This is a genomic window from Chryseobacterium ginsenosidimutans (genome assembly GCF_024807225.1).
Taxonomy (GTDB): Bacteria; Bacteroidota; Bacteroidia; order Flavobacteriales; family Weeksellaceae; genus Chryseobacterium; species Chryseobacterium ginsenosidimutans.
The window spans coordinates 3748963-3766435 of record NZ_JANUCO010000001.1 but is presented as its reverse complement, the minus strand read 5'-3'; the positions used below and the strand labels follow the sequence as shown (position 1 = coordinate 3766435).

Genomic DNA, 17473 nt, shown 5'->3' with positions numbered 1-17473 from the left:
AACATATTCAGAAATGAAAAACTGATAGGCTATAATTTTTTTGCAAACTTATATAAACTCGATAAAAAGAAATCTACTGCATTACTACTTTATTAATTTAATGAGTTGATTATTAGTATTTTGATGTGATTTGTTTTTAATTATTTAATAATGGGTAAACACAAAAAAAAGCCCCATAAAATGGAGCTTTGTATTTATAAAAGATATGTTTTTTAATAATCTACGTTAGATGTTTCATCACCAATGTTCCAAGTAAGACCAAAACGAAGGGTGTTATCCAATGCCGTATTAATTTTAGACATATTAATCAGATAAGAAATATCAAGTCCGAAAGAACGGTACTTTAATCCGATACCTGCGGTAGCAAACTGTCTTGCTCCCTGCTCTTCACTTTCGTGGAAATATCCTGTTCTTACAGCAAATGCATTGTCATAAGAATATTCTAAAGCCCCACTCATCATGATAGAGTTTTTGTTTTTAAAAGATTTTCCGATACCTGCAATTGGTCCTACGTTTGGTATTTCGTAGATCGGTTGTCTTGTATTAGGATCCATTCCTACATATTCTGAACCCGGAACTAAGATTTTAGAACCTTCAAAGCTGATTCCCACTTTGTTCATATCATCAAGAAATAAGTCGTAACCAAGTCCTAATCTTGCCATTGTCGGAAGATAAGATCTAGATTCTTCGTTTCCTGTGTAATCTAATTTCGGACCTAAGTTCTGAACAGCAAAACCAGCGTTCAACTTACCATCCATACCTCCGAAACCAGAGAATTTAGGAGAAGTATAGTAACCTGAAACGTCTACTGCAAAAGAGTTTGCAGGCTTCAAGGTAGTATCGGTGTTGAAACCTCCGGCTAAATCTGAACGGATAAATCTACCCGTAACAGCCATTGAGTAAGAATCTGAAAGTTTAAGACCATAAGCAACGTCAATAGAGAATTCGTTTGGCTTTGATGTCCCTAATGAAGTGACATCGTTTCCTACTAATTGAGTTAAATCTACTTCACCCATATTGAAGTAATAGATACTCGCAGAGATGGTAGATCTTTCTTCCTGCCCTAAGAATTTATGGAACGCTCCATACAATAAAAACACATCATTGGTAAGTTTCGACATGTAAGGTGTGTAGCTTAACCCTACGGAAGAACTTGTTCTGCTAAAAGGATATTTCGCAGCATTCCAGAATTGAGAAAATGCATCAGGAGAGGTTACCACCCCTTGATCTCCCATACCTCCGGCTCTTGCATCCGGAGCAATTCTTAGAAAAGGAGCTCCCGTCAATACTGGTCTTACAAGACTTAAATCTTGAGAATAGCCTAAAAAACCAGCACTTAACCCAATTCCTAAAAGCAGTTTAGTAGTTAAATTCATATGTTGTCTTTTATATATTATCAGTTTTTTGTTAATATTATTACTGTTATCGTTTTAAAATTATTTCAAAAGTACCATTTTTTCTACAGCTGTAGCACTTCCTTTGCATTTTTCTTGATTTTGGCTTTTTGCAAATATCTTAAAAATATACGTACCTTTTGCTACTGTAGACCCAAAATCGTCTCTTCCGTCCCATTCTATTGCCTGACGTGGCGTTCTAAAGCCCTGTAGGAACGGTTCTGCAACCACAGGTGTAGATAAAGTTCTCACTAATTTTCCTGTAATTGTATAAATTTGCACGTTCACATCCAGAATATCGTCACAATTATGCTCAAACTGAATGTACGTTTTGTTGGTAAAAGGGTTTGGCCAGTTCAACGGTCTGTTGATAATCAAATGTTGATCGGCTTCATCCTTAACCTCAAAATTTAACGTACTTGTCGTCGAATTATTGTTTATATCCCAAACTTTAAACGTTAATTGATGTTGTCCTATCGCCAGATTTCTAAAAGGATAGGTTACATTTCCTTTTTGATAATCTGCCAAACTTGGGCTTAAACATCCGTTTCCTTCACCTGATGCATAGAAATCATTCAATACAACGGTATTAATAATTTGACCGTCCAAATATACTGTAATATCGTGACCAATACCAGAACCTGTTGAATTAATTCCTGTATCATCTGTAACACACGCCAATAACATCGGATTTTGGTCTGTAATACCGCCATCTGCGAAGTTGGTGTTGTTCATGTATAATTTTACTTTTGGTGGTTCATTATCGTTGATTCCGTTCGGGTTAATATCACCAACCTGCACCGCCTGATTGTTGAATACATCACTCGTTTTATTATCCGCATATCCTAAAATTCTTCCTTCGCCCACTGCATAATTAATATCTTTAGGAACATAGAATTCTACTGTGAAAACACCGTTTACAGCCATTCCGGAAGCTTTTACGATCGCACTTCCTTCTTCTGTGTAAGATAGAACCGGCGTTAGTCCGCCGTCGTTATTTAAAGTTGTTTTATTTAATCTTTTATCGAAAATGTTAATTACAACTCTTCCGTTGAAAGTCGTATTTACCGTTCCGTTCGGATTGTTGATGTGACCTTTAACTTTAACAAAATCCAACCCTCTGATCAATCCAGGAACAGGACTGTCTATAGCGTCTATCACTAATAATCTTTTAGGTCTGCTCAGTTTCATGGCAGGATCACCCAAAAGATTCACTTTTAAATGTTCGCTTGAAGGACCATGTGCTTTTTTTGCATTTAAATGGGCATATCCTAAAGTGTCAAAATCATCGCTTGTAAGCTTAAAAATGTTCTGAGTAAATGTATTTGTAAAAGCAACACCATACCCTACATCGATGGCACGGCTTGATGTAATCATTGTAGCAGGACCTCCTTGTTTAAGCTTAAGGAACTGCTCTCCTGCAGAAGACGTATCCGGGTCGTCCCAAAGGGTAAATTCACAAGTAATGGTTGATACAAATGGGAATCTGCTATAAACATTGGAGAAATTATTGGCATTTTGAACTTCAGTTAATGTTAAAACTCTTTCCTGAGCCCATCCGTTAATACCTCCATGTCCGAAATAGAAAAGATATAAGCTGTTACCAATATCATTGGAAATGGCTTGATTTACCTGAGGATATCTTTGTCCACCTGCTGTACTTTGTCCCTGAAAAGCGTCTAGATAAAGCTTTCTTACGTTATATTCTCTAAGATTTGTAGAAGCAGGTTGTTCGAAAACTGTAACTAAAGCGTTGTTCATTACCGTGTGGAAAGGAGTACCTCCGTCATTATCATCATCTGCTACGAAATCCAGTTTCATTTTCCATTCCCCGAAAGGAGTAGATTGTCCTGATAAGCTGTTGTAATATGCCAATGTTTTATCGATCATATTTGCCGCTTCAGTTACATTTCCTGCCGGAAGTCTGCCAACGGGAAGATCTGGCAAATTAGACTCGATATACTGAGTAGTTTGCGGTTTTGTCATGACAATATAATCATCAGTAACAAAAGATCTTACTACATCCAGAGAATTTGCACTTTGGTAACTCGTAACGACGTTCGAATTATTAGGAAGTCTGTTTTTGAAATCATAAGAAGTATCTCCCAAAATAAATACATACTTCAAAGTACCCAAAGGTGTATTTAGTTTAGTCACAAAATCACGGATTGCCGTAAGATCTCTGCTTCCACTTCCGAATTCATTATAGATCTTATCTGTATCTATAATCTGTACGTTGTAATTGTTTTTTGTCTGATGATAACTTGCTAATCTTTGAGCCTGTCCCATCATTTCAGGAACTGTAATGATCAGATAATCTACATTTTGTAATCCCGAAAGGTTTTGATTGTTAATTCTTCCTACAAACTGAGGACTGAAGGCTGCATCAGCTCTAAAAGCCACAAATTCATTATTAAAATTTTGATCGGCAGCTGCATACCCAAAGTTGAAAGTAGTATTTCCTGCTGCCTTATTCACTCTTCTGTTAGCGTTCGTAATGTCTGTAACATCCCAGATTTGTTCTGCCGCAGAGGCATTAGATAAACTGAAACCATAAGCAGTATTGCTTCCGCTTACTAATGAATAATCTCGAAAACTCATTTGAGTCCCATTAAAGCTTAAATTATCTTTATATTGTACTTCAAAATAATCAGGATAAAATGTTCCATTAGGGTTTACGGTAATATCAGGTTTAAGATTAAACGTAATCTGAGTTCCGCTCAATCCTGTAATGGTGCCGGAATAGTTTACTGGATAAAATTCATATGTTGAGCCTTGGTCTGGCTGTGGAACAAGTTGGGAAAAAGGATTTTGAGTATTAATATCAATTCCAATTGTATTTTTTTGCGATTTATAAGCTACCACCTGGGCTCTGTATCGTATCACATCACCTCCCTGAATGGGCGTTGCTGTTGTAAAGGTAACTGTTTTATCTGTAATAAAAGGCGCATCCTCTACCCACGTTCTACCCACTTTCATTAGGTTTTTTTGGTCATTATTTACTACTTGGTAATTATCAAATCGAGTAATAAGTGGAGTAGCAGGTAAGTTGAGATCCACAGGCTGAACTCTTTTGCCCGGACCTTTGTCAAAATTTATATAATAATAAGAAAAATCTTCATAAATATTTTTTACACCTTCAGATGGGTCACTTCTTGTGTCTACTCTCTTAAAACCATTTCCGTTTGCTGTGTTATAAAGATTATAGCCATTTGGACCTTGGGCATAAAACAATGCATAATCATTGTCATTCCAAACGCCGTCATCTTCCCCTACCACCTGAATTGCATTTTCCTGAAGGGCACTGTATTTTACATCTTGGTTATATTCCGGAAGAAGAATTCCTCCGTTTCCGTAAATTCTGAAATTTTTGGGATTTACAGACGAAGGATTAATACCATTGTCTTGTAAAAACTGTTTTGTTACTTTAAAAATACCGGATTTATCAACTTTTATTTTATAAAAATTTCCTGTTGATAGAGGATTGTTTGTCGTTCCCACCTTTAAAGTATTACCGATACTATTAGAAAGATTGGTCTCCGAAATTTCAAATGAAGACAATCTTTGCACCTGTCCTTTTACTTTTTTAAAAAGTGACACAGTAGAACTGGCATACCTTTCTCCTTCAGAATCGTAATAGACAATGTCTTTTACTTCATAGTCCGGAAGAAGCTCTTTACTCAACGAAAATAAATCTCTACTTGAAACATTTTCCCAGACAGGATTAGAAACTTTCAGCTGTTTTTCGCCAACTTTTTGTTTCGTTGTTATAAAAATGTTATTTTGGCTGAACGAAAATCCCTGATTTTTAAAATTAGGAAGATTTAGTTTTGTTTCACCGAAGTCTTTAATTACAGAGCCGTCCCATTCGATGGCTATTCTTTGAGACCAGAGCGATGATGCAAAGCTTAGTAAAAATAAAAGTAAGATTTTTTGTTTCATGTTTATTTTTGAAATTTCTGAATTACAAAATAAATGAAAATTTTATAATTAAATTGTGATACAATAAAATTAATTTGTTAACGTTTTTCAAAAAAATCAACTCTTTACTTGATTTATTGAATAATTTATTTTTTCTTTGTACTCTTGAAAATATTTATATCGACTATGAAAAAACTAAAGTTGTTTTCATTAATAGCATTAAGTTCTACACTTGCATTAACCAGTTGCGGAGGATCTAATAATGGCGGCGGTACTAAAAAATTTGTCAGCAAAACAGGTTGGAAACCAAACGAGAAACAAGGTTGGTTTTTTGCAGGAAAGCAACAAAAGCAGAAAGGTTGGCCGGGAATGGTATATGTAGAAGGTGGAACTTTTACAATGGGATTAGTGAAAGATGATGTTATGCACGATTGGAATAACTCGCCGCGCAGAATGCAGGTAAGTTCGTTCTTTATCGGGGAAACTGAAATTACTAACTACGAATACCGCGAATACCTGACATGGTTGAAGTACGTATTCCCTCCAAGTGATCCTAGTTTTAAGGAAATCTACAGTGGCGCTTTGCCGGATACCTTATTATGGGATAACAAACTCTCTAGAAATGATTACAACGAGACGTATTTCCGTTCTCCTGAATTCGATTACTATCCTGTAGTAGGTGTGTCTTGGACTCAGGCAAACAGATACTGCGAGTGGTTGTCTGACAGAGCAAACGAAAAAGCTTTAATGCAAGCTGGTATCATCGCTAAAGATTTGTATATCAACGAATCCAATAACCAAGGAGGAACAGCATTTAACATGGATAAATTCAAATCGAATGATCCTGAAATGCAAGGGTATATCAATGAAAAGAGAATGCAGCAAAAATCGGGTTTGAAAACTACAAACCAAAGATTATTATCTGCTAACAGAGCTCCGAATTCTGCAATGGTTTCGAAATTCAGACTTCCGACGGAAGTTGAATGGGAATATGCAGCTTTAGGTATGGCTAAAAACAGAGAGTACAATCAATACAAAGGTAAAAAACCTGAAATTGAAAAACTAAGAGGTACTAAAGGTAGAGACAAAGGGATGTTCCTTGAAAACTTCAAAATGGGAACTGGTGACTACTCTGGTATCGCAGGTTGGAAAAACGACGGTGCAGCAAGAACTTCTGACGTAAGACAGTATCCTTCTAATGATCTTGGGATCTATGGAATGTACGGAAACGTTGCAGAATGGACAGCTGATGTTTACAGACCTCTTATCGACGAAGATTTCAGTGATTTCAACTACTATAGAGGAAACATGCCTCAAGCTATCGTAAGAAACGGAGACGGAACTTACAAAATGGTAGACGAAGGAAGCATTAAGTATGATACTTTAGCAGACGGAAGATTGGTTTACAAAAACCTTCCAGGTCAGTTTGAAAGAGAAACTATTGCTGATTACAGAAACTATAAAGATGGTGACAGACAATCGTCTTTAGATTATAGAAGTGCATCTGATTCGGTTGCTTCGTACGATATGTACAATGCTCCTAAAACAAGATTTATCGTAGATGCTGCTGGTAAAGTAGTATTACAAAAAGATAAAAAAGAAAGAACTTCTGGTATTTCTAACGATGTTAGAGTAATTAAAGGTGGTTCTTGGCAAGATACAGCGTATTGGCTGGATCCGGGACAAAGAAGATACAAGAGCGAGGATAGAGCTTACGGATGGATTGGATTCCGTGTTGTTCAGGATGCTAGAGCTAATGAAAAATCTAGAACAAGAAGATAACATTTATCAAAATAATTTTCAAAAACCTTCCAAAATTTTGGAAGGTTTTTTTATTTTTGAACTATGAATATAGAACAGTTTTACCCTTTATTTTTACAATCTGAAAAGGTAACGATCGACAGCAGGAAAATCGGCAGGAATGATATTTTCTTCGCATTTTCAGGAGAAAATTTCAATGCAGCAAGTTTAGCAGAACAGGCAATTGACAGTGGAGCTTTGGCTGTTATTGTAGAACAGCAGGATTTTGAAAATGAAGCTAAAAACATTTTCTATGTTCACTCAACATTAGAATTTCTACAGGAATTGGCGGTTTATCACAGAAAACAGCTTCAGATTCCTATTATCGGACTTACCGGAAGCAACGGAAAAACGACGACGAAAGAGATCATTCATGCGGTACTTTCCGAGAAATTTAATGTGCAGTATACTTTTGGAAATCTTAATAATCATATCGGAGTTCCTTTAACGATTCTTTCCATTAAACCTGAACATGAAATGGCAGTCATTGAAATGGGAGCCAATCATCAAAAGGAAATCGAATTATTGAGCTCAATTTGCGAACCGAATTTTGGGTATATTACCAATTTCGGGAAGGCACATTTAGAAGGTTTCGGAGGATTTGAAGGAGTGATTAAAGGTAAATCTGAGTTGTATGATTATCTTAAAAACAACAATCAGACGATTGTTGTGAATGAAAATGATCCTATTCAGGTTGAAAAGACAGAAAATTATTCCCCAAAAATTACCTTTGGAAAAGAAAATTCAGATTATCAGTTTGAATTATTTTCAGAAGAACATTTTGTAGGCTTAATTTTTAATGATAAAAAAGCCGTTTCCAAACTTACCGGAGAGTATAATTTCACCAATCTTTGCGCCGCGGCAAGTCTTGGACTTCATTTTGGGATCGATTTTGAGAAAATAAAGCATGCCATTGAGAACTATACGCCGACAAATATGCGTTCTCAGGTGGTAAAAAAAGAAAATAGAACGTTGGTTTTAGATACTTACAATGCAAATCCGAGTTCGATGAACGCTTCATTGCATAATTTTATCACTTTTGAAGGCTCAAAAACCATTATTATTGGTGACATGCTTGAATTGGGAGAAGAAAGCGAAAAAGAGCACCAAAATATCCTGAAACTGGCTTTGGAATTAGGTTTTAATGAAATTATCACGGTTGGGAAACATTTTAAAAATGTACATTCTTCAGCAAAAGCTTTTGAAAATACACCGGAATTAATAGAATATTTAAAAATCAATAAAATTCAGTCAGAAAATATTCTATTAAAAGGGTCTAGAGGGATTGCGCTGGAAAAATCGTTAGACTTTATTTAGTCTTCGTATCCCAAAATTCTTTTACGATCAGTTTTATATTTTTGAACGTGCTTGGGAAAACTTCATTCTCTATTTGGGCGGTGTTTTTCCAGGCAACTTCTGTTATTCCTTCTTCAATCTGAGGTTTCGAAGTATCTTCACCATCAAAATTCATTTCAAACCAATGCGTACATTTTAATACCTTATCACCATTTCTTTCAACATAAATGTGGTAAGTTGTATTGATAAATCGTACCAGTTCCACATCTCGAAGTCCGGTTTCTTCCTCAATTTCTCTTACGGCAGACTCTTCACGAGATTCTCCTTTCTCCATTTTACCCTTCGGAAGATCCCATTTTCCTAATCTTTTGATGAAAAGAACATCTCCATCAGGATTATTTACAATACCTCCAGCCGCTTCAATGATCCTGAAAAGGCTTTGAAACTTTGCCCAGATCTCATCAATATTCTCCCCGAATACATTCAATTCCGTTACAGATGTGTTTTCAAGAAGATCCAATGCAATCTCCAAGGATGTGGCACCTTCATATCCAAGCGTTTTTTCTAAGTTTTCAGATTGCTTAGACAGTAATAATTTTTTTTCGTTCACAAAAACTTTATACATTTGTAATAATTAAGAATTTAAATACAAAAATAAAAAATGAATTTAGAAGGACGAAAGATTATTGTCAATAAATCATCTAAAGAGTTGGCAGAAGTGCTAAAATCTCCGGAAAATTACAAAGATTTTATGCCGGATGGTCTTCAAAAGTTTGAAACAAGAGAAGATGGATTTAAATTCGGGTTGCAGGGGATGCCGGAAATTGCTTTAAAAATAGATGAAGTGAACGACCAAAAAGCTGTTTTGAAATCTGCAAGTTCAAGTTTAGACTTTTCATTAACAGCAACTTTAAGCCCTCTCAACGAAAATCAGACAGAAGTGCAGATGTTATTTGAAGGAAAATTCAACCCGTTTATCAAAATGATGGTAGAAAAACCTCTTCAAAACTTCATTAATACTTTGACAGATAAGATCGAAGCTTATAAATAAGATAAAGAAAGCCGCTTTTTTAAGCGGTTTTTTTATGCAGATATATTAAATTAATTTTCTGATATTGTTTATTTTAGGATTAAAAATTTCATTAATTTTATTATAGAATTTTCACCTTTAAAACTAATAATATGAAAACGAAATTAATACGTAAGCAACAGAATTTTATATTGCTGATCTTGGCTCTGTTTATTTCCGTCAATTTTTATTCGCAAAATGCAAAACCGATTAAAAACGTTGTGCTTGTACACGGAGCTTTTGTGGATGGTTCCGGCTGGGAAGGAGTTTATAGTATTTTGGTTAAAAAAGGATATCATGTATCTGTAACACAGCACAATTTGATGTCTTTTGATGAGGATGTAAAATCGGTAAACCGTATTATAGATCAACAGGATGGACCTTGTATTTTGGTGGGACACAGCTATGGCGGCGCAATTATCACGATCGCGGGTAACAATCCGAAGGTTGTCGGTTTAGTTTATGTGGCGGCACATGCACCGGATGATGGCGAATCTGAAGCAGATAACGGGAAAACATATCCTGCAGCTTATAAATCTCTGATAAAAGGGGACGACGGACTGGATTATATCAATCCTGAAAAATTTCCTGATGATTTTGCGGGAGGAGTACCTATGGAAAAAGCTAAATTTATGGCTGTTTCTCAGGCTCCGACAGCAGATGTTGCTTTTCATGCGATCATTAAAAATCCTGCATGGAAGACAAAGCCAAGTTGGTATGTAGTCGCAAAATCAGATAGAATTATTAATCCTGATCTTGAAAGAATGTACGCGAAAAGAGCAAAAAGTACTGTGATAGAAGTGGAAGGAGCAAGCCATTGTGTATTTATAACTCATCCTAAAGAAGTTGCTGACTTAATTATTTCTGCTTCTAATATGAAAAAGTAGTTGATTAAGAATAATTATTTACGCAATAATTCCGGAACTATGATCCTGCGAACTTCCCGTTGCGGAAGAAAGTACATTAATTTCGTTATTAAGCCTTAAAACACCCATGAATGCGAAGATTAATGCTTCTTTATATTCGATAATTTCTTTTTCGGGAATGATGATTTCAGCAGTTGTTTTGGCTTTAATTTTTTCAATTAAATATTGATTATAAGTTCCGCCACCTGTAATAAGAACATTTTTTAATTGATTTTCATTGAATGTTTTTGAAATTTGATGAGCTGCATGTTCTGTAAACGTTGCCAATACATCAATAGTTTCGATATTTTTAAACAACGGAAAAATATTTTCGTTGCACCATTCTATTCCCAATGATTTTGGATGAGATTGCTGGTAAAAATCCAGTGAATTTAATTGAGATAATAATTCATCATTAATTCCTCCTTTTTTAGCCAAATCACCGTTTTCGTCAAAGTTTTTATTAAATTTTTGAACCAGTTTATTTAAAACGATATTCACCGGAGCAATATCAAAAGCGATTCTTTTATCATTAATTTTCAAAGAAATATTAGAAAATCCACCTAAATTAAGACAGGCATCGTATTGAGAAAATAACAATTCATCACCAATCGGAACAAGGGGAGCGCCGTTTCCGCCCATCAAAACATCCTGAGTTCGGAAATCATAGATTACAGGTAATTTTGTTTCAAGCTTAATTGCTCTTCCGTCACCAATTTGAAGCGTGAATTTTTTTTGAGGTTGATGAAAAACCGTATGACCATGAGAAGCGATTAAATCTATATTCTCAAGTTGGTGCTTTTCGATGAAGTTTTTAACTGATTTTCCTAAGTAAAAACCGTATTCAGCATTTAATTCTAATAATTCTGCTGCCGAAAGGTGAATTGAATTTCTAAGCTGTTCTTCCCAAACTTTAGGATAAGGAATAGTTTCTGCTTTTAAAATTTCAAAATTCCAAGAATCCTGTTTTTGAAATTTTGCAAAACAAATATCCAAACCGTCCAGACTTGTTCCGGACATCAATCCAATTGCATGAAAAATCATAGAATTATTTTTTAGCTTCAGATATATTACCGGTGGCAAAATCTCCGGAATTTTGAAAGAAAACGTATTCTGAAAAATCGTCTTTAGCGCGCATTCCGTGAGCTCCGATTAAAGTACTGCCATCTTTTCTCGTTACATAAACGGTATCGTGGGTGTAAATATTTTTCTTTATCTGATCCCAATATACACTTTGCATGGCAAATTTATCCCCTTCATTGGTCGTGATTCTTACGTTACCTTTTGCTTCATAAAATTTCTTGTAGTCGTAGAACTTTGCATATTTTGCTTTGATCGTTCCGGGAACTTTGGGCTTTTTCTTATCAAAAAACTGAATATCAATTCCTCTTTTTGCAACAGTATAAGGACTGTCGATCAACTCATATTTTTCAATGATCGGAGCTTTCGCTCTCATCGTTACAAACCCTGAATCTCGCTGGATAATATTCGCGTTATTAATGATGGTTGAAGGGAAATTCTTACTTTGTTTAGCATTGTTCTTAGTAAGGTCTTCTTCACAGGATGTTATTATAAAAAATATAGCACAACTAAAAAGGTATGCTATATTTTTTTTATATGATATGTTTCTGATAAACATTATTCTAATTATATAAAGTCTTTCTGAACCATCTGTCGGCAAAATTGAAACCAACTCTCAGGTTAACAAAATTTTGATTGATCAGATTGTTTTTAAGTGTTCCTCTTTTTCCAACTTCAATACCAAGTTCAAGACCGCTCATTCTTGTGATACTACTTGTTTTGAACGGAAGTAATACCCCTGCAGAAACTCCCATTTTATTGATGTCCTGTCCTGCAATCTGCAAGTTTCCTTTTTCATAGAAAGCTCCGTATCGGTAAACAATTCTTGAGAAATAGCTTCTGAAGTTATTGTAATTCGGCAAATACCAACCTCCGGCAGAAATTCTGTAAGAATCCTGAAGATCTAAAGTATTTCCGAAGTAAGCAATACTTTCGCCTTTTTTATAATCTCCCTGAACAGACAAGAACCATTTGTTCTCTTCACCATAACCTACACCCACTGATGCCTGTAATGGTAAAAGGTTTTTAGAACTGGTATTTTTCTGCTCGATAATACTTTCATTACTTTTTACAGTTGCTCCTGCATCAGAGTAGAAATACGTACTGTTTACATAATCAGTTGCCATATTACTTGTGTTCCCAAAAGTAGTGGTAGCACCGATTGTTAACTTTCTGTCTGTACTTGTATTTAAATTCTGATAACTTGCGCCTAATGTAAAATTGAAATTATGAATACTGTTTTTAGTTTCATAACCGTTAATCAATTCTGCATCATTGTACGCTAATTCGTTAAGATCGTAAAGATTTCCGAAATAGTAGTTAGCTCTTGCTCCCACTGCAAATTTATCATTCACTTTATATCCTAAAGCAATCTGAGCAGTGTTCAACGTTCCGCTTCCTTTAAATCTATTGGCTCCAATTACCGTTGTTTGATCCTCTGCTTTTATTAAATTGACGATTTCATAACTTTTTGAGCTGTAAGGCTGATAAGAAATTCCCATTTTCAACTTTGGAGACAAAGGAAATGCTAATGCAATATTCGATAGATACGTAGAATGCTTGGTAGACTTCGTATTATTATAATCAGTTTTGAAGTAATTGTTCTCATTTGTAGCTTCCAATTTTATACTTGTAAGCTCGAAATTTGCGTTATTCGCAGGGTTTGCGAAGTTAAAATTACTGGTAAAATCACTTATAAATGCTGTTGATATACCTCCCATAGAGGCAGTTTCAATCGTATTATCATATTTTACATCTCCAATTCCGTAAGTTGCGTAAGGTGAGTTACTCAAGTTTTGCGCATTTAAGAAATATCCAACCGATATGAATGATAGTACAAAGATTTTTTTCATTCTTTATTTTTAAAACAATGCGCAAATATCTTAAATATTAATGAATTGTAAAAATTATAAGAGGTTAAAGTTTGTTAAGGGGGAAATATAGCGATTTATCAATAGTCAATTACCTTTGCTGTCAATCTTTTAAAATTTTTTATAAAAATTTATATTGATGAATTGTCGATTATTCTTCTTATTAAATATAAGATAAGTTGGGTTGAAAACATTTTCTTAACAGATATTATTCTAAACGCAATGACCACAAAGCTCTATTAATCATTAATTTTTATTTTTTCGGTAGCAAAGGCACTCTGTTCAGCAAAGGCGGATTGCGATTTTAGCTGAGTGAAACGCCTTTGCGAACGGAAATGTTTTCAAGTTTAATTAAAAAAGCTTCGCGATCATAGCGTTTATAAAGATAAATGAGGTTTCTTATCCGGAAGTGAGGTTGAGTATAAAGATAATCTAGAAATTCACAGTTCATTTGCAACGCAAAATTCACAATAGACAAATCATGCGTTCCAAAAATTCTTTATCTTTGAGCCATGAATTGGGAGAACATTGCCGGACAGGAAAATCTGAAAAAACTTCTGAGAGACAGTATCGCCGAAAACAGAGTAAGCCACGCCCAACTTTTTGTAGGAAAAGAAGGTTATGGTACGTTGCCAATGGTTTTAGCGTACGCAAAAGAAGTTTCTGAGCCAGGAAAATGAGCACGCTGCCTCAAAAGTGGAGCATTTGAATCATTTGGATCTGCATTTGAGCTTCCCGGTTTTTACGGATAATAAAAATTCTTTAAGTAAAAATAAATTTGAAGAATTCCGGGAGATGATCATGGCTTCTCCTTATGCAAGTTATGATGACTGGACTGCTTTTTTGGAGTCTGAAAACAAACAGCTTTTCATTTCTGCCGATGAAGTGGATGACCAGAATCAAAAATTTTCACTAAAAAGTTTTGAAGGGGGAACAAAGATTCTCATTGTCTGGAGAGCCGATAAAATGAATATCGCAGCTTCCAATAAATTCCTGAAGTTTTTAGAAGAACCTCCCGCAAAAACCATTATTTTGCTGACCGCAGAATCTTCCAATGATATTCTTCCCACGATTCTTTCGAGAACTCAGATTGTGGAAATTCCCAGAATTAATGATATTGATGTTGAGAATTATTTAAGAAAAAACTTCACTGTTTCCGACGAGAAAGTAAGAGAAATTGTGCATGAAGCGCAGGGAGATTTAAATGACGCGATTAAGCTTTTACAATCCGGAAACAAAAATGAAGAGTTTGAAAAACTTTTTGTACAATGGGTTCGTGATGCTTTTATGGTAAAAAAGAAACCCGGTTTTCTGAAAAATATTATTCTTTGGGCACGAGAAATTGCAGGCTGGAATCGTGAGAAACAAAAGAATTTTTTAAACTATTGTTCTGAGATTTTCAGGTTGGCTTTGCTTCAGAATTATCAGTCGGAGAGTTTGGTGTATAAAAAAATCGATGCCAATGGTTTCAACTGGGTTGGCTTCTCAAAATTCATCAGTGGTGCCAATATTGAAAGCATTCTGGAGGAAATAAGTACCGCCGATCTGCATTTAACCAGAAACGGAAATCCTAAAATCGTATGGACAGATTTAGGAATAAAATTATCAAGATACATTCATAAAAATACATAAAAGAAACTTCGGCAATTTGTCGGAGTTTTTTGTTGAATAGTAGAGTCTGTTTAAGTTTGGTTTAAATCTTTGCGTTAAAAAATCACTGTTAATTTTTTGACGCAAAGATTTAAATTAATACGACTTACTATGAAGTGAGCAAAGATGAATCAACAAGTTGATTTGATGAAGCATTGTTTTTATGCTTCGTGAAGCAAATTTTATTTGCATTTTCTTTCTAAAAAATAATGTGGGATGTAAATAAAATCTTTGCGTTAAAAAAAATAATGAATTCCGTTTGAAATAGGTCTAATCCAAGAATTATTATTTTACGTTATAATTTTCCACCAAGTTTCTTTTTTCTTTTTTAATCTTTAAAAATTAGCCTTTTACTATATGAATTAGGTGTTAATTTTTGTGTTTAATCATTCAAAATAGATAAAATATTTACTAATTATTGATTTTTTTAATATCTTTATTTGTTTCATTTTCAGGGTTTTAATTTAATCAATATTAAAAATAAATTAAAAATTCAATCAATCGTTTGATTTATGAAAAATCCGTTGTAAATTTGCTCCTTGAAAAAATGAGAGTATTAAAATGATTTCAAAAGAAGAAAATATATTATTTGCTGCCGAAATTCTTTTTGCTGAAAAAGGATTCGAAGGAACTTCCACAAGGGAGATCGCCAAAGCGGCAAATGTGAACATTTCTATGATTTCTTACTATTTTGGTTCAAAAGAAAAGTTGTACGAGAAGTTGGTGGAATATAGGATGAGTGCAGGACAGTTTTTTTCGAAAGACATTATAGAAAGAACAGACATCAATGAATGGGAAAAGATTCAGAAGATTGTAGATGAATTTGCAGATAAAGTAAGACACAACAAATGTTTTTACAGAATCATGCAGAGAGAGCAGCTTCACGCAGAGAATCCTCAGATTGTAGAGTTTTTGAAGGAAACAAAAATGGGATTCATCGCCATGTACTCAAAGATATTGGAAAGCGGATTAGAGAAGGGTATTTTTACTAAAAATCCTCCTATTTACCTGCTTCATTCTACAGTAAGCGGAACTTTATTCTACGCATCGAATGCCAAAGAAATGTATAAAGAATTCCTGAACGATACGGAAGATGAAGACATTTTTGACGAAAAATATTACACAGAACTTAATATACATATAAAATACTTACTTAAAGACCTTTTAGGTTATGAAGAAAATTAATAACTCAGTTCTTGCACTGGCCCTTTTCGTAGGGATTGCAAACACAAATGCTCAGGAGAAAAAGACACTTACTCTTGATGAAGCTGTGCAGTTGGGTATCCAAAACAGCAAAAATCTGAAGATCGATGCAGCCAAGATCGAAGAAGCTACTGCAGATCTTTTAGAAGCTAAAAACAGACAACTTCCGGAGCTTAAAGTTTCTGGGAGCTACATGTATCTTCCGATAAAACCAACTGTAGATATTAAACTTCCTGGTGTTTCAGGAGCAGGAGGACCTGAAGTACATCAGGTTGCTTACGGATCAGTGAATCTTAGTGTTCCGATTTACAATGGTGGGAGAATAAAATATGGTATTCAGTCGGCAAAATATTTGGTGGAAGCATCAAAATTAAACACGGAAAATGATAAGGTAGCGATTGCTTACAACGTTGCTCAGGCTTATAATAATTTATTTAAAGCCAATCAATCCATTAAAGTATTGGAAGAAAACCTTACGGCTTCTCAAAAAAGAGATGAAACTTTCCTTAAGCTTGAAAACAATGGAGTGATTGCCAGAAACGACAGATTGAAGGCAAATCTTCAGACTTCGGATCTTGAACTTCAATTATTGGAAGCAAAAAACAACTACAATATTGCCAACATCAATATGGATTTGTTACTGGGAATTCCTGAAACTACAGAAATTGAAGTAGATCAAAACTATATCGAAGAAGCATCAGAAGTAAAGACAGTTGATTTTTATCTGAATGAAGCTAGAGAAAACCGTAAAGATCTTCAGTCTTTAGACCAACAAAGAAAAGCGGCTGAGCTGGGAACAAGATCTGCGAAAGCAGAAAACCTTCCTTCAGTGGCGTTTACAGGGGGTTATGTTGCAGCAGATATTCCGAAATTCTTAACAGTTTACAATGCTGTAAATGTCGGGATTGGAGTTTCTTACAATTTATCAAACATTTGGAAAGAAAATTCGGCGTTAAAGCAGTCTAAAGCAAGAGAAATGCAATTGTCGGCAACGAATGAATTATTAAATGACAATATTAAATTAGACGTGAACAGAGAATATCAAAACACAGATTACTCTAAAAAGAGAATCATGGTTTTTGAAAAATCTGCAGAACAGGCTAATGAAAATTACAGAATCACAAAAAATAAATATGATAACGGTCTTGCAACCATGACAGAATTATTGGATGCAGATGCAGCTCAGATCTCGGCAAACGTTGGAGTAATTAATGCAAAAGCAGACGCAGCGTTGGCTTACAGAAAACTATTACAGACTACAGGAACTTTAACATTTAAATAAAA

The 17473-nt window shown here is 34.8% G+C and carries 12 protein-coding genes and 1 pseudogene; 7 read left to right on the top strand and 6 right to left on the bottom strand.

Annotated features, from left to right (window positions below; translation table 11 throughout):
- Window positions 1-212: 212 nt before the first annotated feature.
- Both porV and porU read right to left on the bottom strand, forming a co-directional pair.
- Entirely contained in the window at window positions 213-1376 is a 1164-nt protein-coding gene (gene porV, locus J3D55_RS17570) for a type IX secretion system outer membrane channel protein PorV (protein ID WP_259132780.1), read from the bottom strand.
- 60 nt (window positions 1377-1436) lie between these two features.
- Window positions 1437-5336 (bottom strand): type IX secretion system sortase PorU, encoded by a 3900-nt coding sequence (gene porU, locus J3D55_RS17565; RefSeq protein ID WP_259132779.1) that lies wholly within the window; start codon window positions 5334-5336, stop codon window positions 1437-1439.
- Window positions 5337-5501: 165 nt separating this feature from the next.
- On the opposite strand from porU, the gene gldJ reads away from it, so the two are divergent.
- Window positions 5502-7097, top strand: coding sequence for a gliding motility lipoprotein GldJ (gene gldJ, locus J3D55_RS17560; RefSeq protein ID WP_259132778.1), 1596 nt, complete (start codon window positions 5502-5504; stop codon window positions 7095-7097).
- A gap of 63 nt (window positions 7098-7160) precedes the next feature.
- Window positions 7161-8432, top strand: a complete 1272-nt coding sequence (locus tag J3D55_RS17555; protein WP_259132777.1) for a UDP-N-acetylmuramoyl-tripeptide--D-alanyl-D-alanine ligase — start codon at window positions 7161-7163, stop codon at window positions 8430-8432.
- Here J3D55_RS17555 and J3D55_RS17550 read toward each other — a convergent pair.
- The gene (locus J3D55_RS17550; protein WP_259132776.1) at window positions 8425-9036 is read right to left on the bottom strand and encodes an NUDIX hydrolase; all 612 of its coding nucleotides are present in this window, start codon (window positions 9034-9036) and stop codon (window positions 8425-8427) included. The genes J3D55_RS17555 and J3D55_RS17550 overlap by 8 nt on opposite strands.
- 36 nt (window positions 9037-9072) lie before the next feature.
- On the opposite strand from J3D55_RS17550, the gene J3D55_RS17545 reads away from it, so the two are divergent.
- Together J3D55_RS17545 and J3D55_RS17540 are read left to right on the top strand one after the other, a co-directional pair.
- Complete coding sequence (locus J3D55_RS17545; RefSeq protein WP_259132775.1) at window positions 9073-9462, top strand: SRPBCC family protein; 390 nt, start codon at window positions 9073-9075, stop codon at window positions 9460-9462.
- Between the two features lie 131 nt (window positions 9463-9593).
- Complete coding sequence (locus J3D55_RS17540; protein ID WP_259132774.1) at window positions 9594-10367, top strand: alpha/beta hydrolase; 774 nt, start codon at window positions 9594-9596, stop codon at window positions 10365-10367.
- Window positions 10368-10385: 18 nt separating this feature from the next.
- Here the strand turns inward: J3D55_RS17540 and J3D55_RS17535 are convergent, their stop codons facing one another.
- Genes J3D55_RS17535 through bamG form a run of 3 tightly spaced genes read right to left on the bottom strand, consistent with a single transcriptional unit; the run spans window position 10386 to window position 13318 of the window.
- Window positions 10386-11429: an anhydro-N-acetylmuramic acid kinase gene (locus J3D55_RS17535; RefSeq protein ID WP_259132773.1), complete on the bottom strand. Its 1044-nt coding sequence runs from the start codon at window positions 11427-11429 to the stop codon at window positions 10386-10388.
- 4 nt (window positions 11430-11433) lie between these two features.
- Entirely contained in the window at window positions 11434-12024 is a 591-nt protein-coding gene (gene lptC / locus J3D55_RS17530; protein WP_259132772.1) for an LPS export ABC transporter periplasmic protein LptC, read from the bottom strand.
- Window positions 12025-12028: 4 nt separating this feature from the next.
- A complete protein-coding gene (gene bamG, locus J3D55_RS17525; protein ID WP_259132771.1) occupies window positions 12029-13318 on the bottom strand; it encodes a BamG family beta-barrel-assembly machinery protein in 1290 nt (429 codons plus the stop codon).
- A 530-nt stretch (window positions 13319-13848) separates the two neighbouring features.
- On the opposite strand from bamG, the pseudogene J3D55_RS17520 reads away from it, so the two are divergent.
- From J3D55_RS17520 to J3D55_RS17510, 3 genes and pseudogenes are all read left to right on the top strand, one after another.
- A pseudogene (locus tag J3D55_RS17520) lies at window positions 13849-14968 on the top strand (DNA polymerase III subunit).
- A 579-nt stretch (window positions 14969-15547) separates the two neighbouring features.
- Complete coding sequence (locus J3D55_RS17515) at window positions 15548-16171, top strand: TetR/AcrR family transcriptional regulator (protein WP_259132770.1); 624 nt, start codon at window positions 15548-15550, stop codon at window positions 16169-16171.
- Window positions 16158-17471: a TolC family protein gene (locus J3D55_RS17510; RefSeq protein ID WP_259132769.1), complete on the top strand. Its 1314-nt coding sequence runs from the start codon at window positions 16158-16160 to the stop codon at window positions 17469-17471. The genes J3D55_RS17515 and J3D55_RS17510 overlap by 14 nt, the downstream gene beginning before the upstream one ends.
- The last annotated feature ends 2 nt before the right edge of the window (window positions 17472-17473 follow it).